The organism is uncultured Tessaracoccus sp., from assembly GCF_947286155.1.
Taxonomy (GTDB): Bacteria; Actinomycetota; Actinomycetes; order Propionibacteriales; family Propionibacteriaceae; genus Arachnia.
This window is the reverse complement of record NZ_CAMYPD010000040.1, coordinates 1-23,411: the sequence shown is the minus strand read 5'-3', so window position 1 is coordinate 23,411 and position 23,411 is coordinate 1. Positions and strand designations below refer to the sequence as shown.

At 57.9% G+C, this 23,411-nt stretch carries 23 protein-coding genes and 1 pseudogene; 10 read left to right on the top strand and 14 right to left on the bottom strand.

Translation table 11 applies throughout. The features are described from left to right. The 7 genes and pseudogenes from Q0X68_RS10205 to Q0X68_RS10175 form a co-directional block, all read right to left on the bottom strand. Positions 1-180 (bottom strand): annotated as a pseudogene (locus tag Q0X68_RS10205) (HNH endonuclease); the annotation flags it as partial. 149 nt (positions 181-329) lie between these two features. Continuing rightward, a complete protein-coding gene (locus tag Q0X68_RS10200; protein ID WP_197552010.1) occupies positions 330-794 on the bottom strand; it encodes a hypothetical protein in 465 nt (154 codons plus the stop codon). Beyond that, positions 782-2,158, bottom strand: coding sequence for a DEAD/DEAH box helicase (locus Q0X68_RS10195; RefSeq protein WP_297751183.1), 1,377 nt, complete (start codon positions 2,156-2,158; stop codon positions 782-784). The genes Q0X68_RS10200 and Q0X68_RS10195 overlap by 13 nt, the downstream gene beginning before the upstream one ends. Further along, entirely contained in the window at positions 2,139-2,417 is a 279-nt protein-coding gene (locus tag Q0X68_RS10190) for a VRR-NUC domain-containing protein (protein WP_297751181.1), read from the bottom strand. The genes Q0X68_RS10195 and Q0X68_RS10190 overlap by 20 nt, the downstream gene beginning before the upstream one ends. A gap of 138 nt (positions 2,418-2,555) precedes the next feature. Beyond that, on the bottom strand, positions 2,556-4,826 hold the full coding sequence (locus Q0X68_RS10185; RefSeq protein WP_297751177.1) for a phage/plasmid primase, P4 family: 2,271 nt from the start codon (positions 4,824-4,826) through the stop codon (positions 2,556-2,558). Continuing rightward, on the bottom strand, positions 4,823-5,269 hold the full coding sequence (locus tag Q0X68_RS10180) for a DUF4406 domain-containing protein (RefSeq protein WP_297751174.1): 447 nt from the start codon (positions 5,267-5,269) through the stop codon (positions 4,823-4,825). The genes Q0X68_RS10185 and Q0X68_RS10180 overlap by 4 nt, the downstream gene beginning before the upstream one ends. Further along, positions 5,266-6,033 (bottom strand): phage antirepressor KilAC domain-containing protein, encoded by a 768-nt coding sequence (locus tag Q0X68_RS10175; RefSeq protein ID WP_297751171.1) that lies wholly within the window; start codon positions 6,031-6,033, stop codon positions 5,266-5,268. The genes Q0X68_RS10180 and Q0X68_RS10175 overlap by 4 nt, the downstream gene beginning before the upstream one ends. Before the next feature lie 168 nt (positions 6,034-6,201). On the opposite strand from Q0X68_RS10175, the gene Q0X68_RS10170 reads away from it, so the two are divergent. Beyond that, on the top strand, positions 6,202-6,423 hold the full coding sequence (locus tag Q0X68_RS10170; protein ID WP_297751169.1) for a hypothetical protein: 222 nt from the start codon (positions 6,202-6,204) through the stop codon (positions 6,421-6,423). 9 nt (positions 6,424-6,432) lie between these two features. Next, entirely contained in the window at positions 6,433-7,191 is a 759-nt protein-coding gene (locus tag Q0X68_RS10165) for a hypothetical protein (RefSeq protein WP_297751166.1), read from the top strand. Here Q0X68_RS10165 and Q0X68_RS10160 read toward each other — a convergent pair. From Q0X68_RS10160 to Q0X68_RS10130, 7 genes are all read right to left on the bottom strand, one after another. Continuing rightward, the gene (locus Q0X68_RS10160) at positions 7,188-9,149 is read right to left on the bottom strand and encodes a DNA polymerase (protein ID WP_297751163.1); all 1,962 of its coding nucleotides are present in this window, start codon (positions 9,147-9,149) and stop codon (positions 7,188-7,190) included. The two genes, Q0X68_RS10165 and Q0X68_RS10160, sit on opposite strands and share 4 nt — an antisense overlap. An 84-nt stretch (positions 9,150-9,233) precedes the next feature. Further along, positions 9,234-9,443 (bottom strand): DUF1049 domain-containing protein, encoded by a 210-nt coding sequence (locus Q0X68_RS10155; RefSeq protein WP_297751160.1) that lies wholly within the window; start codon positions 9,441-9,443, stop codon positions 9,234-9,236. 17 nt (positions 9,444-9,460) lie between these two features. Beyond that, a complete protein-coding gene (locus Q0X68_RS10150; protein WP_297751157.1) occupies positions 9,461-10,015 on the bottom strand; it encodes a DUF2815 family protein in 555 nt (184 codons plus the stop codon). A 25-nt stretch (positions 10,016-10,040) separates the two neighbouring features. Then, the gene (locus tag Q0X68_RS10145; protein ID WP_297751154.1) at positions 10,041-11,174 is read right to left on the bottom strand and encodes a DUF2800 domain-containing protein; all 1,134 of its coding nucleotides are present in this window, start codon (positions 11,172-11,174) and stop codon (positions 10,041-10,043) included. Beyond that, positions 11,167-11,589: a hypothetical protein gene (locus Q0X68_RS10140; RefSeq protein WP_297751151.1), complete on the bottom strand. Its 423-nt coding sequence runs from the start codon at positions 11,587-11,589 to the stop codon at positions 11,167-11,169. Before Q0X68_RS10140 ends, Q0X68_RS10145 begins: the two co-directional genes overlap by 8 nt. Then, positions 11,586-11,831 carry a hypothetical protein gene (locus Q0X68_RS10135; protein WP_297751149.1) on the bottom strand — a complete coding sequence of 82 codons (246 nt, stop codon included), beginning with the start codon at positions 11,829-11,831 and terminating at the stop codon, positions 11,586-11,588. Before Q0X68_RS10135 ends, Q0X68_RS10140 begins: the two co-directional genes overlap by 4 nt. 95 nt (positions 11,832-11,926) lie before the next feature. Continuing rightward, positions 11,927-12,466 (bottom strand): RNA polymerase sigma factor, encoded by a 540-nt coding sequence (locus Q0X68_RS10130; protein WP_297751145.1) that lies wholly within the window; start codon positions 12,464-12,466, stop codon positions 11,927-11,929. A gap of 386 nt (positions 12,467-12,852) precedes the next feature. Here Q0X68_RS10130 and Q0X68_RS10125 point away from each other — a divergent pair, with 386 nt between their 5' ends. The 8 genes from Q0X68_RS10125 to Q0X68_RS10090 are packed head-to-tail and all read left to right on the top strand — an operon-like array spanning position 12,853 to position 23,040. After that, positions 12,853-13,770, top strand: coding sequence for a hypothetical protein (locus Q0X68_RS10125; RefSeq protein WP_297751143.1), 918 nt, complete (start codon positions 12,853-12,855; stop codon positions 13,768-13,770). Then, positions 13,770-14,417: a hypothetical protein gene (locus Q0X68_RS10120; protein WP_297751141.1), complete on the top strand. Its 648-nt coding sequence runs from the start codon at positions 13,770-13,772 to the stop codon at positions 14,415-14,417. The genes Q0X68_RS10125 and Q0X68_RS10120 overlap by 1 nt, the downstream gene beginning before the upstream one ends. After that, positions 14,414-14,620: a helix-turn-helix domain-containing protein gene (locus Q0X68_RS10115; RefSeq protein WP_025296079.1), complete on the top strand. Its 207-nt coding sequence runs from the start codon at positions 14,414-14,416 to the stop codon at positions 14,618-14,620. Before Q0X68_RS10120 ends, Q0X68_RS10115 begins: the two co-directional genes overlap by 4 nt. Position 14,621: 1 nt before the next feature. Then, the gene (locus Q0X68_RS10110; RefSeq protein WP_297751190.1) at positions 14,622-16,913 is read left to right on the top strand and encodes an AAA family ATPase; all 2,292 of its coding nucleotides are present in this window, start codon (positions 14,622-14,624) and stop codon (positions 16,911-16,913) included. Positions 16,914-16,945: 32 nt separating this feature from the next. Next, positions 16,946-17,122: a helix-turn-helix transcriptional regulator gene (locus tag Q0X68_RS10105; protein ID WP_297751133.1), complete on the top strand. Its 177-nt coding sequence runs from the start codon at positions 16,946-16,948 to the stop codon at positions 17,120-17,122. Beyond that, positions 17,115-20,390, top strand: coding sequence for a type I restriction-modification system endonuclease (gene hsdR, locus Q0X68_RS10100; RefSeq protein ID WP_297751130.1), 3,276 nt, complete (start codon positions 17,115-17,117; stop codon positions 20,388-20,390). The genes Q0X68_RS10105 and hsdR overlap by 8 nt, the downstream gene beginning before the upstream one ends. Next, on the top strand, positions 20,387-21,790 hold the full coding sequence (locus Q0X68_RS10095; protein WP_366128177.1) for an N-6 DNA methylase: 1,404 nt from the start codon (positions 20,387-20,389) through the stop codon (positions 21,788-21,790). The genes hsdR and Q0X68_RS10095 overlap by 4 nt, the downstream gene beginning before the upstream one ends. Then, a complete protein-coding gene (locus Q0X68_RS10090) occupies positions 21,790-23,040 on the top strand; it encodes a restriction endonuclease subunit S (RefSeq protein ID WP_297751124.1) in 1,251 nt (416 codons plus the stop codon). Before Q0X68_RS10095 ends, Q0X68_RS10090 begins: the two co-directional genes overlap by 1 nt. Positions 23,041-23,411 lie beyond the last annotated feature (371 nt).

Genomic DNA, 23,411 nt, shown 5'->3' with positions numbered 1-23,411 from the left:
TTGGATGTAGGCGTTGCGGATTTTGCGCCAGCGGTGGTCGTAGCGCTTGTTGATCGCGGGGTCACGCTGATACCTCCGGTACCGCTGGTCTTCTGCTTTGGCGTGGGTCTTGCAGAAGCGGTGGTCGGTGAGTTCTGGGCAGCCTGGTTGGGAGCAGGGGCGTTTCGGTTTGCTCGGCACCACACCCACCTCCCACGAATACGGCAAGACCCCCAGACGGGCTACCGAGATGCGTCGGGGGTCTTGGCCTAGTTGTCAACCGCTTACTACGTTACGGGGCTGATCGTCGGAAATCATCCGCGTTTGCCGACACCTTTTATCGGGTGGGTTCATAAACCGCTCGGCCCATACAACGCCGTCGCCAACCGCCCCAGCGCCCGCGACTTCTTTTGGTGCGCGGTGGAGCGTTCGACGTAGAAGTGGTCACACACCAGGTTCACCGCATCCTCCTGTGAGCCGTCGCCGAGGAAGAATGCCTCGAGCACAAACCTGTCATCCTCCGACAGCAAGCCCCAGGCTGGGAGGAACCAGTCGAGGTATTCGCGGGCTTGGCGTTGGCGTTCGGCGAGCAGGTCGATCTTGTCCAAGGTCGCAGCAATCCTGTTTTCGTTACCGTGCGGGTTCACATAGCGCGGCAGGCCATCCAACCTGGGTGACGCCGGGTGGACGAGATCCTCCCGAAGCTGATCTGCCACGTGGCTGGTGTCTCCTGCGGCGTGTTCCATCAGCGGGAAGTCCTGCAGGGCGGCGATCGCGGCCTTGCGGGTGTCTAAGTATCGGGTCATGACATGCATTCGGTGTGCTCCTTCGAGGTGTGTAGTTCGTGAGTGACTGCGTCGATCAGCGCGGCCTGCGTCAGGTTCTTCGACTCCAGGGCTGTGAGGACGGCGTCGTCGAGGGTTCCGGTGGTGGCTAGGTGGGTGATCGTCACCGGCTCGGACTGGCCTTGCCGATACAGGCGCGCATTCGTTTGTTGGTAAAGCTCGAGGCTCCAGGTCAGAGAGAACCAGACGAGCAGGTTTCCACCTGCCTGGAGGTTCAGGCCATGCCCGGCAGAGGCCGGGTGGATCAGCGCGAGCGGGATCTGGCGCGCATTCCACGCCTCGATGTCGCTGCTGGTTTTGAGCTCTCGAGCCTGTGGGAATCGTTCGGTGATTCGTTGTAGGTCGTGTTTGAACCAGTACGCCACCAGTAGGGGCTGACCGTTGGCTGCCTCGACGAGGTCTTCGAGTGCGTCGAGTTTCCGGTCGTGCACCTCGATGACCTCCCCGTGTTCGTCGTAGATCGCACCCGAGGCGAGTTGCAAGAGCTTGCCAGAGAGCGCGGCGGCGTTCGCAGCGTCAACGATCTGCCCGTCGAGGTCGAGCACCATCTCGTCCCGCAACCGCTCATATACCGCCCGCTCCCTGCCATCCAACGTTACTGACTGAGTGGTGACGGTGAGTTCAGGCAGTTGGAGGTGGTCGGTGGTGCGCATCGACAACGTGATGTCACCGATCGCGGCATAGATCTGGTCCTCAGCACCTGGGCGGGGTTTGTAGGTGAAGATCTGCATGCCGTTGCGTTTGTCGGGGACGAACCAGCGGTTGCGATAGTGGGAGATGAACCTGCCGAGACGCTGGCCTTCGTCCAGGAGCCGGAACTGCGCCCACACATCCATCAACCCATTCGAGGCTGGCGTGCCGGTCAGACCTACGATCCGCGCGATCCGTGGGCGGACGGTGGCGAGGGCTTTGAAGCGCTGCGCCCGATGATTCTTGAAGCTGGAGAGTTCGTCGATGACGACCATGTCGAACGGCCACGCGCCTCCGAGCTGTTTGACCAGCCAGGGGACGTTCTCCCGGTTGATGACGGTCACCATCGCATTCCGTGCAAGCGCGTCTAGCCGATCCTGTTTTGTGCCGATGGCGATGGCGATCGTCAGCCCCGCGAGGTGATCCCACTTCCGGGCCTCCGTGGGCCAGGTGTCTCGGGCGACGCGTAGCGGGGCGATAATCAACACTCGCCGCACCTGAAAAGATTCCAGGAGGAGGTTCCAGATCGCGGTCAGGGTGATCACAGTCTTGCCCATGCCAAGGCCAAGGAACACGGCGGCTTGCGGGTGGGTCTCGATGAAGGCGGTGGCCTGTCGCTGGTAGTTATGCGGCTGATAATGCATCGAGCACCTCCTCAACGCCTGCCAGGCTGTCGACGACGAGCACGGTCATGCCGTGTTCCTTGAGCTGCTTCATGCGGCGGTGTTGTATGGGGCGGGGTTGGCGTCCGGGTGCTTTGAGTTCGACGAAGACGACGCGTCCATGGTGGATGCAGATGCGGTCTGGGACACCATTGGTGCCGGGGCTGAGGAGTTTCCAGCAGATGCCGCCAGACGCTTCAACGCTGTGTTTCAGGGCTTGTTCGATGTGGTGTTCGTTCATGGTCGTAGTACCTCGAGGTTTGTGTGAGGTGACGACCGGTGACGAGTCAATCCATACCTTTTATATAGAGAAATACACTCTGTATTTTCCTTACGCGGGGTATAGAACTGATCGTCATCGGTCGTCACATTCAGTGGCTTAGTGGGTGGTGTCGAATTCGGATTTGATGGCTAAACCGTGGACGAACATGCCGTTTCTGGTTTTCTTGCGCACATAACCGGCTTGTTCGACGGCGGCGTTGAAATCCATCATTGGACGAGCCCACCCGGCAGTGTTTTGCGCCCACGCCCGGTAGGTCTGGTAGAGATCGCCCGCACGCTCTGACAGGCCAGGGTCGACATCGCAGGAGTCCTCGAGGAATTGGGTGAACCAGTCGTTGTCTTCCCGGTAGGCCGCTGAGGCTTCCACGACCTGCCGGGGCGGGTTGAGGTGGTAGTCCTCTGTGTGGATGAGGCGTGCGCCGTCCATGATCCACGCCAGAATCGCCCCGCCAGCGTGCTGATAGAGGTAGTCGGCGTAGTTCTTGATGTCGCTAGATCCTTCGATTTTCGCTTCGAACGGGATGACGATCAGCCGCCGCCAAATACCCGCATCCATAGCCCCCACCCTGGGTAGGTGGTTGGTGTAGAGGATGAGGGTGTGGGAGGGCGTGAAGGCGAAAGGGTCTTTGAATTTCTTTTCCGCCGAGATTTCATCGGTGGAAGCAAGCTGTTTCACATTCGAGGTCGATAGCCGCATCCCTTCCTCGGTCTCGGCCGCGATCAGCAGACGTTTTCCGCGTGCTTCGGCTAGTTCGGGTTTGACGTTGCGCCGCACCCCGACGGTAAGCGCGTCTGCCGAGATCGAGCCGGAGTAGTTGCCCAGCACGCGGGCGATCGTGTTCCAGAACGTGGATTTGCCGTTGCGGCCGTCCCCGTAGGCGATGACGAGCGCTTCAACGAATACCTGCCCGATCGCCGCCAACCCAACAATCCGCTGCACATATCCAATCAACTCTTGGTCGCCTTGGAAAAACACATCCAGGGCTTCGGCCCAGATCTCGGCACCCTCAGTGCTTGGGTCACAGCTGGTCTGTTTCGTGATCAGATCCGCCGGATCATTTGGTCTACCCGAACCGAGCCCGAGGCGTAGATCGTAGGTAGCTGTCGGGGTGTTGAGCAGGTAGGGATCCTGGTCAAGGTCGCGAGTGCGTACCTGCAGGATCGGCCCGGCCTCCCGCAGTGTGGCGGTGATATTGCGCGAGAGTCTGCGGTTGAGCGCGAACTTTCGGTACGCGAGTGCTTCTTCGTGAGCGGTAAATGCATCGATTTGGGTACCGGAGAGTTTGGCTGCGCCGCGTGCTTTCGACGAGGCCGAGGCGATCACCAGGTCAGCGCCCGTGGCCTGCATGCGTTCCCACGCCTGAGCAACGTGGGCGTTGGCCTCATCTAGCTGGCGGGCGGTCAGTTCTTGAGCAACGCCTTGTGCTGACAGGTCGTTTTCGACCCAGAATCCGCCCTCGAACACCAGCCAGCGGGTGGCCAGCGAGTAGCGGATTTTAGAGGCGTATTCGCCTGCAAGCGTGTCGGCCTGCCCGACGTCTGTGAAGTCTTCCGGCTTCAATCCTGTGAGTGCGGCATACACTTCTGGGGGCACGTAGCCGGGACTGGTCGCGACCTTGGTGGCGAACCGCAACGCCGAGGTCCAAATGCTCTCCACTTCTAGGGCTGGTAGGGGTGGTTCGCACAGCCCGGCTTTGCGGTCGAACAGTTCACGGGCTTGCGGACTATCCCCGTAGCGCACGAGCACTCGTCCGGCGAACCGCGACAAGGTGGCGTTCCGTGCCCCTGGTGAGATCGCCTGCGTCGCAGTATCGAAAGCGGCGAACATGTCCGCGTCCACCGCCTCCACCAGCCACTCATCGAGCAGCTTGCCGCCATCGTGATTCGTGACTTCAGGGGCGGGGTGGCCGTAGATGAACCGGCCCGCGTCGACGGCGTTTGGGTCGAAGAACTCGAACCTGGCGGCGAGCTGTTTCTTCAACCCCGCATAGGCATCCGCATCCGTGGCTGGCGTGATTGGGAAGTAGACGTGGAAACGCGGCCTTGCCGACTGCGCTCCTTTCGCCCGCATGTGGTTGCGTGACGTGGCGGTCATGAACCCCACCCCCGGCACCAGTCCTGCTAGAGATTCAGGGGTGACCCACTCATCAGGATCCTCGCTGTGGGAGTTATCCACATCCATCACCAAGCAGTTCGAACTAAGGAAATTGGCCGATGAGCGTCGTCCGCCCTGATAGTCGGCCACCACATGATCCAGGCGCGCCACCGCTTCGAGATCAGCTACGGCGGTGACCTCATACCGGTTCGGGTAGAGGGCATTGTTTTGTTGGCCTACGACGGTGGCGGTGTACATGGTCATCGCCTTCATAGGGTGACCTCCTCAAAATCGGCCGAAAAATACTTCACGGGGAGGTCGAGGTGGTGTGCCCACTCGATCTCCACGCGCATCCCCGCCGACACCCGGGCCGTGTAGACCCAGATCGCCTCACATTTGGACAGCAGGACGCGGTTAAAGAACATCGCCAACTCCCGCTCAGCAGGATCCTGGTCGTTCATGAACTGGGGATAGTGCAGGTGCGGAGCCAACGGAATCTTGCACTTAGCTACTGCATGCGCACAGAACGCGCGCGCCAGTACTACGTTCGCTTCCACGTCACCCGAATAGGGCGAGCAGATATAGACCAAGGGCCGGTAGCCATACTCAGCCCGTTGCACGTTTTTCAACGCTTGGAATGCGGTGGGGTCCGGGTAGCCCTCTGTGTTGCGGGGCGAAAACCCCACACCCAGGCTCGACAAAACAGTGGCAGTCATTGAACATCACCGCCGTCCTGCTCAATGACGGGCAGCAGACCGAGCTGGTTCTTCAACAGGTCATAGACGAACAGGCGCCCCTTCTGCGTCCAATACATGTGCGTGCGGGTTTTACCCTCGTCGTACTCGTGGGTTTTGGACTGCGTGTAGCCCTGCTCCGCATAGTTGGCGTAGAGGAACCAGCGTCCGGACTGGCGAAACTGCACCCCCTGCTCATGCAGAATCTGATTCATCCGCTTCGCCGAAAGCCCGTAATCTTTGGCGATCTCGGTCGTCGTCAACAGGGAGTCTGACTGCAACACGATGTCGTAGTAGGAGACCTTCGGGGCAGCCTCAAGCAAGGCTTGTTCGGCGGCGAGGCGCCCCGCTCGCTCGGCCCGCAACTGCACGATCGCCCGCTCCAAAAACTCGTCGTTGCCCAGGAGGTCATCGACCGCGTACATGCCGTGACGGCGGATCGTCGGCAACACCTCATCAACCACCCAGGCCTCGAACTGCTGCGCAGCCGGGAGCTTGGAGGACATGATCAGCCGATACAGGTCACCCTCGGTAATGAACCTGACCTGCTGAACACCGCCCGGGGTGTCAAGGGGGTAGTGTTTCACGACCCCCTTACAGTGACGTGCCAGAGCGTCTTTCGTGTTGACGTATCCGAGGGCGGTGGCGACGTCCCGGCCACAGAAATAGACCGCGCCCTCCTGCTCGATAGTTCGAACAGTTCCGAAGGCATCATTGGTGAATGCCTGGAGAGTATTGGCAGCCATGATCGGCTCCTTCCTAGGAAGCCGAGATGAACATGCGACAGAGTATGTGGCTTCCTACCAGGAGGGCTTCGAGCAGGCCGGATTTATAACCACCAGCGTCAAACTGGTCGAGGAATGCCGGGTATACCCCCTCGACCTTTGAGCGCGAATGATTCGAGGATCACTGTCATGGATGAAGAAACAGTGATGGCAGTGCTGGATTTGATGGACGACGAGATGATCTTCGAATGGTCATACCGCCTACGCACAGACGACCGCACCGGCGCAGCAAAGCTGTATGCGCTTGTGCGCGGCTATTTGGAGCAGGTCTACGCTGCTTCGTTCCACCGTGGTTCATGTTCGCCAACTCACCGTGGCGATAGAAACGTCTCTCGATCAAGACAAAATTAGAATCGTGTCATGGAGAGAATCTATGGCTACTACGAATGGGACGCGTCTGTTGGCAATCCTGGACACAGGGACGATGGCTCGCTTCACCAAAACCTCTACAATAAAGATCGAGTATTGTCTGGTCACGCACGATTCGTTCCCGATGACGATCTTCTGAATTCAGTTGACGAACACACCTATGAGAACACCTTTATCACTTCCGACGCACGACGCGAATCTGAAGAAGCCGATGAGCTCGCCGAAGCTATTGGGCAGCTTCTTGTCCTATTTACCGTGGCGGGGCTAGCCAAGGCAGCTCCCCACGCCAAACACTGGTGGCAGGAAACTGCGCGACCTGCTATCAACCGTCAAGCACAATGGATCCGCAACATCGGGCGAAAGAAGAAACCTAGTCATGGCGAAACTCAGGTGACCGAACCTGCGATCAACGAACATACCGCCATCGAGCGTGATCAAAGACAGATTATGTCCCGCCAAGAAGCGATGTCGCGGATGGTCGCGGGGCTAGCGGCAAAGGCATACAGCGACGAACAGCTACGTATGGTCAAGTCGGCTCGAATTATCGATATTCAAGACCACGAGGAGATTGAGCAAGTACTCGCACAAATTCCTTCTGAGCAGTTGCAATCTCTGATCATTAAAATGGTCAAAAATCCAGCTCTTCTAGAAGACGGATCGCTAGCAAACCTCGCGAGCATGCTCAACCCATCAAACCAGCATTTTAGGCTGATTGCAGAACCAATCCATCGCGAAGATCCAGACCTTTAATCCTTGCGGTAGAACTCGCACTCATACCCGTCAGCCGCGAGCAGTAACCCCTCCGCCCAATCTGGCACAGTAGCCATAAGGGCACAGATCTCGTCGACGGACGCGGTGGTGGTCTCGACGACGATCTCGTCGTGGACGTGCATGACGATCCGATGCCCGGCTCTAGCCACTTGGCGCATGCCGTAGACGAGCAGGTCGCGGGCGATGGCCTGGACGATGTTCTCGGTGAGCTTGCCACCATAGGTCTCCAGGGTTCCCCATTTCCGTCCGGTACTCGTGCCGTCGTAGAGGATGGAGGTGCCGCCGAAGCGGTTCTCCCCCAGCCTCGGTTTCACATAGGCGAGCCTGCGCCCGGACGGCAGCTCGATGAAGAAGATCCCGGACTCCACCAACAACGTCAGCGGCCCGACACGGGTCGGTTGACGGGTAGAGATCGTGTCGATCGCGGCAGCATTGATCTGCGCCCAGAAGTCGACGATGTTGGGGTTGGCTGCCCGCCACGCATCCACCAACGGCTGGAGTTCGTGTTCGGCGAGCCCCATGCGCAGGGCACCCATAGCTTTCAGCGCACCGACACCGCCTTGATAACCACAGGCCAGTACTGCAATTTTTCCTTTCTGCCGCAGCTCACTGTTCGCCCCGTGTTTGGTGACGGGGACGCCGAACATCCGGCTGGCGGTCTCGCAATACAGATCCTTGCCCTCCTCAAACGCTTTGAGGGTGGTGGTTTCTCCGGCGAGCCACGCGATGACGCGGGCTTCGATCGCCGAAAAATCAGCAACCACGAACCGGTTCCCCGGCGCGGGGATGAAGGCGGTACGGATCAACTGGGACAGCGTGTCCGGAACGGACTCGTAGAGCAGCTCGACCACGTCGAACAACCCACCTCGGACGAGGCTACGAGCCTGAGCCAGGTCTGGGAGGTAGTTGCGGGGCAAGTTTTGGACTTGGACGAGGCGACCTGCGAACCGGCCCGTCCGACCAGCACCGTAAAACTGGAGGAAACCCCGCCCGCGCCCATCACGCCCGGCGACGTGTTGCATCGCCTCATACTTCTTCACCGAGGACTTGGCGAGCTCACCTCTCAGCTGTAGCGCCTCACGCACATCTCCCGTCACTGTTTCGAGCGCGGTGGCGACTTCGGTTTTGGTCAGTGAGGTCATGTGGCAGCCGTGAGCAGAGAGCCATTCTTTGAGCTGAATCGGCGAATTCGGATTCTCCAACCCTGTCAACTCTTGTGCCCGAGCGAGCGTTGTGGCGCGATGCTGCCGGTCGCAAGCCACAGCGTTATCCACCAGCACGGCATCCAACAAGATTCCCGTGTCGTTGATCTGCTGGTCGAGAGCGTAGGTGTCCCATTCGGTATTTGGCATAGGGAAGGCGGTGAGGCGCTCGTGGATCGCAAGCTCGACCTCGACGTCGCGGCGGTTATAGGCGGTGAATGCTTCCCACCCGGCAGGATCCGATGATGGCGGGTTCCGAGTTGCTCCGCCATTTAACACCGTAGGCTTCGCGGGAGTGCAGAATTGGGTGATGAGCTTCCTGCCCGCCGTGTCTTTACGCACAGAAAGGTTCAGGACGGTTGCGACTTGTTCGAGGCTCATTGGTAGCCCCAGGTAGGCCGACCACACCATGGTGCAGCGCCACTGGGAAGGGTCAAGGAACCGGCGGCCTGCCATCAGTTCTGGGTGGTGGCGGTGCAGCCAAGCTGAGAGACAGACGCGTTCGAAGGCCGCGTTGAACGCCCATTTCGTCACGCCCGGATCCACCAGCGCCTCCACCACCTCATCTGGTAGCGCCTCACCTGATGCCAGGTCAATGACCTGGACGGGGCCACCGTCGATGGAATAGCCGAACAAAAGAATGTCGAACTCGGGGTGTTCGGCATACGGGTAGACCCCAGATTTGCTGAGATTGACGAGGCTGAAGGTTTCGAGATCGATGAATAACTCATGCACAGTGTCGGCTCCACAATGGGTTAAGGGCCGGGAGAACACCTACCTTGGTGGAGATGGGTGTTCTCCCGGCCAGGGGGTTGATGGTTACGGGTTGGTGCGCGTGCGGTACTTCTCGCGCTCAGCCTCGGTGTCAGCCATGAGCTTGTCGATGCGCTTGCGATCCCTGCGGATCGCCCGCCGTTCGGCAATCACAGAGGTGACCTTCATGACAATGAGTCCGAGGACAGTGCCCACGAACAGTGCCACGAGCGTGGTGGTGTTTGCCGACAGTGCTGCCGCATAACACTCATTCATGATGGTTTTCCTTTCTGTTAGTTGAGGAAGTCGTCTGTGGTGGCGGTGAAGGCACCGAAGTCGTCCTCAGCGCTGACGCGGTAACCGCCAAGTGGTTCGCCGTCGCGGAGCTTTTGGATGTTGCCCAAACCGCACGCGATGCCCTTGTTCCCGTTCGTGTTGAACGCATAGAAGGAGATACTGACGCGGGCGTAGCAGCCCGAATACACCTCGGTGGTGTCGAGGATCGGCTGTAGGTCGGCATCGACGACCTGGGGTGGTGTGGTGGAGTTGGCGTTGACGAACATCGCGTTCGCATAGGCTTCGTCGTCGCGCTCGATATCGCCGTCACGCAGCGGCAGCTTGAGCGCAGCCTTGTTCGGGCGCTTACCACCAAACTTGCCAATACCAGCGTCGATCGCGGCGTCGATGGCTCGTTCGATCTTGGCCAAGGTCTCGGTGTCAGACTTGGGGATGATCAGGGACACGGAGTACTTGGGCTTTCCGCCCTGAATACTCTTGGCTTCGAAAATGTTGGCGTAGGAGAGGCGGACCTCGCCGGTGACCACACGGGGCGGATTCATCTGTGGCATCTTGTCTTACCTTCTTTCTTCGTTGTTACTTGATTGCAGAGAATTCATCTGTTGCTGACTGGATCACAAGAGCGGGCCTCTTGTCGGATTCGGATACCAGGGCGGGTTTGCCCGCTGGTTTGACCACGAGGTCACCGAGGAGTTCGGTGAACCGTTGCTTACCCAGCTGCTTTTCCAGGGCGGTGATGGTCTTGAGCTTGCGCTCCCATACATCGACACCGGCTGCCTCAGCCGCCTGGGCGACTGCGGCCTCGTCGGCGTATTTGCGGATAGAGCGGCCTTCAACGAGCTTGAAGCCCGCCCATTGTTTGCCCTGATTGACCGCCAAGGACAATGCGTAGGCTTCGACGTCTGCCGCCCAGGCCTTCAGCTGCGGCAACTGCGTGAGCACAGCCGCGATCTCGCCGTCGTCGAGCTGGGCTGGTGGGGCAAACTCATGTTTGGCAAGCGCGAGGTTGGCTTCAGCGCGGGCTCGGCAGGTGGGGTTGAGTTTGCAGAACCGGCACCACTCACCAGAGGCAAACTCACCACCACCGCTAGCTGCGAGCCCGGCACGAGGTTTCACGACCTCGGCCGCCCACGTCTCCAACTCCGTCACGGTGACGTGCCAGGTGGAGATGTTGGCCCTGCGGGGCTGGTAGATCGTCAGTGCCACTTCGTCGATGTCATACAGCGGCCCAAACGCGTTCAGCGCGCCGAGGGCGTACAACATGAGCTGCGGGTTGCGCTCAGCCTCGACCAAAACCCCTTGCCCGTATTTGAGGTCGATGATCTGGAGTAGTGGTTCGGCGATGATCACGCAGTCCCCGGTCCCAAACCCACCCGGCACCACATGCGAGAAGTCGAGGCGTTGCTCGATGAGCACCGTCGGATCCGTACAGGTTTCGCGCACGTCCCGTAGCCGCTCCTGGATGAACGCCACGTAGTCGTCCGTGAGCGCTTCCATTTCGGCATCGATCCAGCCCGAGACCGGCTTGATCGTTGGTACGTCGTGGAGGGCCCGGCGAAGCTTCCACTCCGCCAACGCATGCGCCACCGTGCCCTGCTCGGCAGCCGCCGACGAGGATTCCGGCAGCCCAGCCTCCAACCTCGCCGACGGCGGGCAGGAAAGCCACCGATGCGCACCAGAAGCACTAAGCATCGCGTGTTGGTCAGGCATCACGCATCGCCTCCGCCTGCGACAACAGCCACGAGTACTTCTCGGGTGCAACCTCGGAGAGCTTTCCTGCACCAGCGGCCTGGATCAGTTCGCGTACCTTGGCGGTGTGGCCTGCCTGCGACAGCTTGGCGAGTACGGCACGCACCTGCTCCAACGACACCGACTCCTCAGCCTTCGCGGGCTCTGGATCGGGCTTCTGATTCGCTGGCTGATGGGTAGCGTCATACTCCTCGGCAGCATCTTCCAACGCTGGTTGCGCCAGCTGCGCTGCTGCGATCGGACGCACACCGGGCATGCCTGCGTGGTCTTCGAAGCTTTCCCAGGCGGCCTCTTCGATCGCCTGGGCGAGCATCGTCGCACCCTCAGCAACACGGTTCAACGCACTGATATAGCGGTTCGCTTCGGTGACGTTCATTCCCGATCACCACCCGTGGTGACGCCGACCGCGCGAGCGAGCGCCATGAGGTCGTCATCAGGGTTGTTGGTGTTGGTGATGGTGACCTGGTCGACGCTGTCGCCTGGAACGATCACCGTGACCGTCGCCGTCTCGCCAAGGATGAGCCTGGCGAGACGTTCTCGGAGCGTGACCTTACGCAGTCCCACGACCTTCTCGCGGTTCGCGGTGCCTGCGGGGTCACAATGTAGATGGTGGCCCATGAGCCTTCCTTCCCTCACGCAAGACCCGGTGCCGGAACTGGCTGGGGTGGCCTTGCTATAGGGAAGGCTTCGAGAGGCCGTGAAATATAACCGTCTCATGACAACAACTCCCGCAACCGCGCCTCCGCCTTACGCAGCCGCTTCACGACCGCAGGCTGCGACACCCCCAATACGCGCGCGACTTGGGTTTGGGTCATGCCGCGCATATGAATACCGACCAACACGACGCGATCCTCGACATCGAGCTTGGCCAGCGCTTCACGCACCATCACCCGGGTCGCCCACGCTTCAGCCGGATCGTCCCCCTCACCAGAAGGCGCGACCTCGACGATCGACACGTCGGTGTCGTCATCGCGTGCGGTTACTGACCGGTAACGGGTGCGGCGAAGATGCTTCTTCGCACAGTTGTAGTCCTGCTTCGACAGCTCATCAGCAATCTCGCTGACGCTGCGCGGCTCCACGTTCGCGTCTTCGTCCGCTTCCTGGCGGCGCGAGTACAGGTCGCGTTCGACCATGACCTGTGCTTCGCTGGCCGTGATGACGTAGGTGGCAGTGGTGGTGGGATAGCGTTCGCTGATCTCCTCGGTGCGCTCGTGTTTGAGCGCGATAGTGATTGTTTTCGGCTCGGTAGCCATCGGGGTGTCCCTTCTGGTGAAGGGAGACCCGTTCGAGAACTGGTGTTGGCTACTGGTGGATCGCGGCTGAGACGAAAGGGGCGGACAGCCCGCTGAGGGGCTGCCCGCCAGGTGCGTCTCGAACGCGTCTCCCAGTTGACAACTGGAGGACAGGCTTGATCAGAGCCTGGCCGGAGACACGAGCCGCGTCGCCACTGCGCCGAGACCAATAAGGAAGTAGACTGATTTCCTAGGAATTGATGGGAACCAGTCCACTCGCTCGGAGCCGATGCGGTGGAGTCGCTTCTTGCATCTCCACTTTCTAACGTGGAGTTCGCAAGGTTCGGACGCCAGAGTTCCCGAGGTTCATAGGGTTCATAGGGTTTGTAATTTCGGAATCGAGGATCATGTCAGGGCAGGAAAGCAAGGATCGCCTGACAGCGGGTACCTTTTTCGTGCTGCTCCAACAAGCACTTCCTCCCCGAGCGAAGGCTCGCGACACGCTTGCCGGAAAAGCCGACGGGCTCAGCAATCCAGACATTCTTGCCGGGCTTATCCGCATCGTGAGCCCAAAATTTGAGCCACCATCAGCCGGTAAGAGTTTCAGCCAGAACACGAGTGAACTACGTAACTGCAAAAATGATGGGAACACCACCTATATGCCTGTAGGCGGGGAGGATTTTGCGTACGAATTCAATAATCTGATTGACAACGATCTCCCCCAGGCTTTGGCGAGAACGAGAGACTTCGTTGACCGCTTCATCGACGTAGATTCCAAGGGGCTTTGCCTCGTGCAGATGCTTGGAACGGCCATCAAGCGCGACGTGGCAATCACTAACAATCAGGTAGTCGCGCTCTTACCCGACGAGTCACACCTCACCAAAGCCCAGCTCGGTGACGCCAAGGAAATATGCCTCGAATCCCTCATTCTCGGGGTTTGGAAATATGTCTCGGATCCGACTGTGCGCAACACGTCAGGCCAGAGCACTTTTGACAGATGGCACCTGCCCACGTCCATACCAAACGCGACACGCAGATTCGATCTGCAGGCATTCAACCTCGACGAGGGTTGGACGCCTGAGATCACCCGCTACGACGAAGACCCCGCCGAACCGACGCAACCTTGTATTTCAGGAGCTGACGAGATTATCGAAGCCGAGATACTCGACGACGATCACCAGGCTAGTGACCGCAGTGAAGCCTCAGCGGATACCGATTTCGAGAAGACCCATGCAGTAACACCGCACGTTGTGTTCAACCAGTACGGGGCGAATAGTCAGCAGATTGGTTCAGTCGGCACACTCAACATTGGCAGGGGGCTGTGATGTCAGACGGACAAATCGTCCCGGCAGAACCATCGTTGCCACCCACTGCGATGGTTCTGAATCAGCTCGGGGCAAACGGTGTTCAGATTGCTCACGCAGGTACCGTCAACGCCCCAATTCAGATCGTGGTGCCGACACCTGTCGCGGCGGTGGGAGTGCCTGCCATCCAGGTTGCTCTGAGTAGTGACTATTACCAGCTGATCGTGACCCCAGATTTTGATCCGAACACCCGATCGGTCCCTATGGATCCTAAACGTGCCTTGACTGAAAGCATGTGCCCAACAAACCGCGAGCAGTTGAAGAAACTCGACAAAGATGCCATTGAGATGCTGAAAACCTACCCCGCGCTCATCATGAACGAGAACGACGACTTTGGTAGAGCCAGCGAGGAGCAGGTAGCTTATTTTGCTGCTGTCACGAATATCCGCAACGGTGTGCGCGGAATCAAAATCGAATACACACCTCTAACAGAAATCCCGCAGCAACGAATCAACGAGCTGCTCGAAGAACTCGATTTATCTGGCAACGACAAATTCAATGAGCTCAACCGCACCCACTGGGCGGTCAAGAACGTGGATCTTGTTCACGAGCTTGCGCAGGCCGGAATTAGCGTGCTCATGCCAACCCTGATCGGAGGCCAGCCATGAACACGGGCAACGAAATAGAAAACTGGGTCAACCTTGACGACGTCGCTACCCATCTGAGCGTCAGCAAGGACACCGTGCGTAACTGGACAAAAGAAGGTCGCCTGCCCGCATACAAGGCCGGGAAAATGTACAAGTACAAGCTCTCGGAAGTCGACCAGTGGCTTCGTGACGGACGACTCGATCAGGAGAACGCTATTGGATAAGATGCGAGGCCCGATCAGGCAGATCACAGTCAACTCAGCCACCTTTCAGGATTGCACCGTTGACTTGAGCTACCTCAATTTCTTCTTTGGCCGAAACGGAGCAGGTAAATCAACAATCGCCCGCGCCTTGGGCGCAGGCCACGGCTTGACCTGGGACACGACTGTCGATGCAGACGACCATACGGTCATGGTCTACGATCGCGGTTTCGTTGATGAGAATTTCTCCACCTACGGTTCACTCAACGGCGTCTTCACTCTCGGTAAAACTAACATCGAGGCAGAAAAAGAACTCGCAAATCTCCGCCAAGACCGCGACGAACACGCCCGCGAAGCAAGAAACCACGAAGATGATGCCTCCGCGAAACAGGCACAGCTTGAACAGCTGACAGCAGACTTTCACGACGAGTGCTGGGACAAGTCAAAGGACCTCCGCGATCAGTTCCCTGAAACCCAACACGGTCGAAAGCGGAAACAAACCTTTGCCGAAGCCGTACTCACCACAGCCGATCCTCAGGAACACGACCTGAGCGAACTGGAAACGCTCTACACTGTGGCCTTCGACAAGCAAGCAATGACCTACCCACTCATCGGGCTCGTTGATATTCAGCTTCCCGATGATCACCTCATGGGTGCGGCGATCGTCAACACGGCTAACACTGACTTCGCCAGATTCATCGACAACATCAACGCCGCTGACTGGGTCAGGCACGGCCATGCTACATTCCCCAGCAACGACGGAGACCCCTGCCCTTTCTGCCAGCAAGAACTCCCCGAAGGATTCACAACCACACTAGTCGAGTGCTTCGATGATGCCTACGAACAGTCGCTCGCCGACTTACAGACCTTCGCCGACACGTATAAGGCCGCCGCACGCTTAGCATGGAATGTTCCGCTCAGCACAACAATGGCAGCGATCCCACCCCAGCTAGAGACAAAAGAATATGACACCTACGTCGAACTTCTGCGCGCCAAGCTGCAAGCCAACGTGGAAACCATCGAACGAAAACTAGGTAATCCCAGCAGCCAGTTACAGCTCGACGTCGTCACAAACGTGATCGGCGATCTCAACCAGCTCATTACTGACGCAAACCAAGCGATCAAGGCACACAATGAGGTCGTTGCAAACCAGAAACAGCAACGCACGATCTGCACCAACCGAGTATGGCAGCACCTCGCCAATCACCTTGCTCAAACCCTCACCAACTATCGCGCCACGTCCAAGAACCTCACAGACGAGATCAACACAGCCACGGCCACCGCGCAATCAGCACGCACCTCGATAAAGAACCTCGACTCGCAGATCCAGCAACTTCTCGGCTCAGTCGTTGACACAAGCGCCGTCAAAGAACAGATCAACACCGTCCTGCGAGAATCCGGATTCCAAGGCTTCTACCTCGACGACGTCCCAGACAAGGACAACACCTACCGCGTAGTCCGCCTCGACGGCACCACCGCCGAAAACCTATCTGAAGGCGAACGAAACTTCATCGCCTTCCTCTACTTCTACTTCCTCACCCAGGGGAGCCTGGAGCAGGCAGAAGACCCCCGGAACAAAATCGTGGTCATCGACGACCCGGTCTCAAGTATGGACTCCGGCGCAATGTTCATCGTCGCCGCCCACATCAGAGAACTCGTCAGCATCTGCCAAAACAACATTGACTACCGCCACGACACCGGGCGCGGCAACCACGTCAAACAGATCATCATCCTGTCCCATAACCCATACTTCTATAGAGAGGTCTCCTACTCCAACCTCAACGACTACCGCTACGCCTCCTACTACCTCATCAAGAAAACCGACAACGTATCAAGAGTCAATTTGTGCGTACGTAACAGACAAGACGCCCCATCCCAAAAGGAGAACTACACCCCCGTCCTCAACTCCTACGCAGCGCTATGGCACGAATACAAAGAAGCTACGACTTCCATCACACTGCTCAACGTCACCCGCCGAATCTTGGAGCACTACTTCCTCCAACTCTGCGGATACGACAGCGCAGACCTCACCACAACCCTGCTCAAAAACAACCGCGAAAAATTCATCCACACCGACGCCCAAGGCCAAGAAGACCTCACCGACTACCACCTCGTAACATCAATGCTCACCTACATCAGCCACCACAAGAGCGGACTCGAAGACGACACCTACCTCATCACCGAAGACCACGACCCCAACCAACTACGCCGCATCTTCCAACTCATCTTCACCCTCATGGGACAAGAACAGCACTACAAAATGATGAGCGGAGACTACCCAAGCAGCGCCGCACTGAAAGATTCGAGGATCTCATGAGGATCAATTCACATCAACAAAAACAACATGACATGACCAAAGAAGACCTCCGCCTAGCCACCGGGCTCTCCCCTGCCACCATCGCCAAACTCGGCAAAGACGGATACGTCGCAACAAATGTTCTGGCGCGTACCTGCGACGACCTAGGCGTGGCCATCAGCGAAATATGCGAAACGACACCAAGTCGGGACGGTGCTCAAAATGTCTAATTTCGGATTTCTCAACAGCAACTTTCCTTCCTTGGAGAACCTCGGCACCTTGGCAGAGACGTATCTCTACACGGACCCGAACACCTCGATGATGAAGCTTGGTCTGTTGTGTGAAAGCATCATTGAGCTGATCTATCAGTATGACCGCGTTTATCCTCCTCGAGAGAACACGGCAGTCAAGCGTATCGACACGCTCGCCCGAGAGGGATTGCTCCCTCGCGAAGTCGTCGACATTCTTCATCTGGTTCGTAAAGCGAGGAACAAGGCCGCTCATGAGCACTGGGGCACGACTGCTGACGTGCAGCGGTTCTTGCCGATGGTTCATTCGCTGGCATGGTGGTTTGCAGCCACCTACGGGGATCCGCATGTCACGGTTACCGAATATGTGCTGCCCGCGAGGCAGGCTGCCCCGGTTCAGCCGCCGGTTGTGTTGGAGAGCGAGGCCGAGGCACTCGCAACGAGGGATGAGTCGGCGGCTCAAGCCGCGCAGCAGGTTTCGAAGGCGGAGCGTTCTCGCCGCTCGCTTGCTGCCACGAATCAGCGTCCAAAGACAGAGGCCGAAACTCGGCTCCTCATTGATGAGCAGTTGCGCCAGGTTGGCTGGGATGCCGATACAGAGCATCTGAGATACCGTTCTGGAGCCCGCCCCCGGGAGGGCGTCAATCAGGCGATTGCGGAGTGGCCAACCAACTCGAGAGTTGGCAATCATGGTCGGGCTGATTACGCGTTGTTCGTCGGGTTGCGGCTCGTTGGTGTAATCGAAGCGAAGGCTGAGCACACTGCGATTCCGTCGGTCTTGGACTATCAGGCGGCCGATTACGGCAAGCTCATCAAGGCAGAGCACGACGAGTACACGCTCGGGCGTTGGGGTGAATTCAAGGTTCCCTTCCTGTTCGCCACGAATGGCCGCCCCTACATTGAGCAGTACAAAACGCAATCCGGTGTGTGGTTCCACGATGTGCGTGACCCACTGAATACTCCGCGGGCACTGGTGGGCTGGCCCAGTCCTCAAGGCCTCCTCGACAAGCTGGATGCAGATCAGAAGGCAGCCCAGCGAGCCCTCGATAACCTGGGCGATGATCTGCTGACGTCCAGCACAGGGTTGAGCCTGCGCGACTATCAGGTTGACGCGATACATGCGGCAGAGGAAGTCATCAAAAACGGCGAGACCCACGCACTGTTGGCGATGGCCACGGGCACGGGCAAGACCCGCACCGTGCTTGGTATGATTTATCGGTTCCTCAAAACCGATCGGTTCCGCAGGATACTGTTCCTTGTTGATCGCACCGCGCTCGGCACCCAAGCCATGGATACGTTCAAGGATGTGCGACTCGAGGAACTGCTCACGCTAGATGAGTTGTACTCGATCAAGGGCCTCGAAGAGTCAGGGGTCGATCCGGAAACCCGCGTTCATGTCTCGACCGTTCAGGGCATGGTCAAGCGCCTGTTCTACCCAGAACCGTCCAAGGAGGGCGAGCAGGTGATCAAGCCCGCTGTCACGGATTACGACTTGATCATTGTCGACGAAGCCCACCGTGGCTATCTGCTTGACAAGGAAATGACCGACGACGAGGCACTCTACCGGGACCAGACTGACTATCAGTCGGCTTATCGCTCGGTGATCGACTACTTCGACGCCACGAAGATCGCGCTCACCGCCACGCCTGCGCTGCACACCACCGAGATTTTTGGTGAGCCCGTGTTCACCTACACCTACCGTGAGGCTGTGATGGACGGCTACTTAGTCGATCACGACGCGCCACACCGTCTCACCACTAAACTTTCGACCGAAGGCATTCACTTCGCCAAAGGTGACACCCTACCGATCTACGACGCCTCCACCGGTGAAATCACCAACAGTGCCGAGCTTGCCGACGAGGTCACCTTTGACGTTGAGGATTTCAACCGTTCAGTCATCACCGAGAGCTTCAACCGAACCGTGCTTGCAGAGATCGCCCGTGATCTAGACCCCAGCATGCCCGAACTCTTCGGCAAGACCCTGATCTATGCTGTAGACGATGCGCACGCTGACCTGATCGTGAACATTCTCAAGGAGATCTACGCAGGCCAGGGCGTCGAACCAGAAGCAATCATGAAGATTACCGGCTCCGTGGCTGGCGGCAACAAGAAGAAAATTGAAGAAGCCATTAAACGGTTCAAGAATGAGCGATATCCCTCGATCGTGGTCACCGTCGATCTGCTCACTACCGGAATTGACGTGCCCGCTATCACCACGTTGGTGTTTATGCGCCGCGTCAAGTCCCGCATCTTGTTCGAGCAGATGCTTGGCCGCGCTACCCGTTTGTGCCCCGAAATCGAGAAGGATCGTTTCGAAATCTACGACCCGGTCGGTGTCTACGACGCTCTCGAAAAAGTCTCCACAATGAAGCCACTGGCGGCGAACCCGAACACCACCTTCAAGGACCTCATCGAGGGTATCGAGCTCGCAGCAGGTGACGATGACAAGCTCAACTCGGCAATCGAACAGGTGGTCGCCAAACTGCAGCGTCGTCGCCACAAGATCAGCGGGAACACAGCCGAACACACCCAAGACCTAGCTGGCGGACGCTCCATCGCGCAGGTCATCGAAGAGCTTCGGGACGCTTCGCCAGCTCGTGCGGCCGCTTGGATCCAAACCCATTCCGCGCTCTTCGATTACCTTGATAACACCCGATTCGGAGAGCCACGCCGACTGGTGATCTCTAATGAAGCAGACGAACTGCTCGAGCACACCAGAGACTTCGGGGACGCGAAAGAGCCGAAGGACTACCTAGAGGAGTTCTCGACGTTCATCAAGAACAACACCAACGAGATCGCCGCGCTGCGCATCATCTGTACCCGCCCTTCTGATCTGACCCGGGACGAGCTAAAGTCACTGAAGTTGGAGTTGGATCGGGAAGGCTTTACTGAGCAGAAACTGTCCTCTGCCCTGTCGCAAGTATCTGACAAGGAGATCACTGCCGACATCATCTCCCTAGTGCGTCGTTTCGCGATCGGTTCCCCACTACTCACCCACGAGGAACGTGTTCGACGCGCCATCGACAAGCTCAAGGCTGAACACAAGTTCACTAAAGTGCAGCTCGGATGGATTTCACGCATCGAGTCCTACCTCGCGAACGAACTCATCATCTCCACTGACACTTTCGACACTGATGCGCGTTTCCGCCAGCAAGGTGGACTTCCAAGGGTCGACTATGTTTTCGGTGGCCGATTCGCTGACATCATCGTCGAACTGAACGACCACATGTACGAGGAGCAGACAGCGTGAACAATCAAGAAATCGTCGCCAAGCTATGGAACCTATCTAACGTGCTGCGCGACGACGGCATTACCTACCACCAATACGTCACGGAGCTGACCTACATCCTCTTCCTGAAGATGGCGAAAGAAACCGGCACTGAGGATTCGATCTCTGCCGAATACCGCTGGGACGAGCTACGTACTAAGTCTGGGATCGAACTCAAACGCTTCTACCGTGATCTGCTGCAACACCTTGGGGAAGACGCCACCGGGCGCGTCCAAGAAATCTACGCCGGATCGTCCACCAACATCGACGAACCCAAGAACCTCGAAAAAATCATCAAGTCCATCGACGCCCTCGACTGGTACTCCGCACGCGAAGAAGGCCTCGGCAACCTCTACGAAGGACTGCTTGAGAAGAACGCTAACGAGAAGAAATCCGGCGCAGGCCAATACTTCACCCCACGCGTCCTCATCGACGTCATGGTGCGGCTGGTCGATCCGCAGCCTGGAGAGCTGTGCAACGACCCGGCGTGCGGCACCTTTGGATTCATGATCGCTGCAAGTGAGCACGTGCGAGCCAACACTGACAATCTTTTTGACCTGGACGCCGACCAAGCCGAATTCCAAGTCAAGAAGGCGTTCACCGGGGTGGAGCTAGTCCACGACACCCACCGGCTCGCGCTTATGAACGCCATGCTGCACGGTATCGAAGCGCCCATCATTCTTGGCGACACACTCTCCCCGCTAGGCAAAAGCCTGAAAGGGTATGACGTTGTGCTCACCAATCCACCGTTCGGAACCAAGAAGGGCGGCGAGCGCGCAACCCGCGACGACCTCACGTTCCCGACTTCGAACAAACAGCTCAACTTTTTGCAGCACATCTATCGCTCGCTGAAGTCAGGCGGACGCGCCGCTGTGGTGCTGCCCGATAACGTGCTGTTTGCCGACGGCGACGGACGCCGGATCCGTGAGGACCTAATGGACAAGTGCAACCTGCATACCATACTGCGTCTACCCACCGGCATTTTCTATGCCCAAGGAGTCAAGACCAACGTGTTGTTCTTTGAACGCGGCCACACCGACAAGGGCAATACGGACGACGTCTGGTTCTACGACCTGCGCACCAGTATGCCTTCCTTCGGCAAACGGACTCCCCTTACGACTAGCCATTTCGCTGGCTTCGAGGCTGCCTACACAGCCGCCGACCGAGCCGCGATCGATGATGAGAGATGGAGCTATTTCACGCGCGATGAGATTCGTGAGAAGGACGACACCCTCGACCTTGGGCTCATGCGTGCCGAGAACGAACAAATCGACTGGACAACCTACGACCCCGCCGAACAAGTCATCGAAGCAGCCGACCTGCTCGAAGAAGCGGTAGACCTGCTGCGGTCGCTGGCAGCCGACCTCGGCAAGGAGAACTAATGGCCCGAAAAAAGACGCTGCCTCTCATCGAAGACTTCGACAACATCCCCGAAGCAGCACTCGTGCCAGAAGACGAACAGCCCTATGAGATTCCTACGCATTGGAGATGGGTTCGGCTGGGCACTGTCCTAAACCCAATGGAAACACGAAAGCCTAGCGGAAACTACTTCACCTACATCGATATCGACGCAATCGATAACAACACCCAGACCATCGCCAAACCCAAAGAAATTGCAACCATCAAGGCTCCAAGTCGTGCTTCACGAGGTGTAAGGCCAGGAGACACTCTCTTCTCGCTGGTTCGCCCATACCTCATGAACATTGCATTCGTGGAAGCGCAGTTTTCCGAGGCCATCGCGAGCACAGGATTCTACGTATGTAGCCCAATAGAAGCTGTCGACCAGCGATACCTCTTCCATATGCTTTCTAGTTCGTCGTTCGTCAATAGAGCAACTGAATGGATGCGGGGCGATAATTCGCCCTCAATCAAGAGCTCCGATTTCGTTCAGCTACCTGTTCCGCTGCCGCCTATTGACGAGCAGAAGGCTATTGCTGTCTACATTGAACAAACTCACACCAAGATCGACGACGCTATTCAACGACTTGATGCCTTCCTGGATGACTTTCCAAACCGACGGTTCGACTTGGTTCGAGCACTCCTCGCGGGACACGGACTACCCGATCACGGTGGGGATCCCAAACAACAGTGGGAGACACTTCCGCTGGGCGAAATTCTACGGGTTTCATCCGGCTGTGGCCTCACCGCTAAAGAGATGAATTCATCTGGCACCGTGCCCGTTTACGGTGGAAACGGAATCACCGGATACCATGACCAAGCATGCTACCCCGCAGGAACAATCGCAATCGGGAGGGTCGGCTTCTATTGCGGGTCAGTACACATGTCCCTGGAAGAATGCTGGGTGACAGATAATGCACTTGTCGCAAGCTTTGATGAGAACCAAATCGATAGGCGCTTTCTATATTTCCTTCTCGGACACACCAATCTTCGTATAAACACAAGCTCAAGTGCTCAACCTCTGATCTCTGGGAAGAAGATTTACGATATCCCTGTGAACATTCCCTCCCGCGATACGCAAAAGGCAATCGTCAAACACGTTGAAGCGTCTTTGGAATACCTCGATAGAATCGAGACCTTAGCCGTCAAATCGCGAGATGAACTGACCGGCTTGCGCGCCTTGGTTGTTCAGCAGGCTCTTCAGGGTGCATTTGCTGCTTCTCCAATCAGATAACCGCTAGGTAATGAGCGAGTGTGGAGGCACATTCGTAACTGCAGAGATGGGGAACCTTGTGACGCACCACCGACACTTTTTGACGCCCACCCATACCTTTTGACGGTGGCCTGCACTTTTTGACGCCCTCGGGCGCTCGGACCAGCAGGACGCACGTCAGATGCCCAAATCAGCCACAGCCGAGCCTCCCCAACCACCACTCTGCACCCAGCCAGAACACGCGGAACCCCTCGGGTTACGCGCCTGACTAGGCAAAACACGTAACCCGAGGGGTTCAGATCGCACTCGAATCTTTGTATCAAAATGAGCGTCCTAATGGTGGAGCTAACGGGACTCGAACCCGTGACCCCCACACTGCCAGTGTGGTGCGC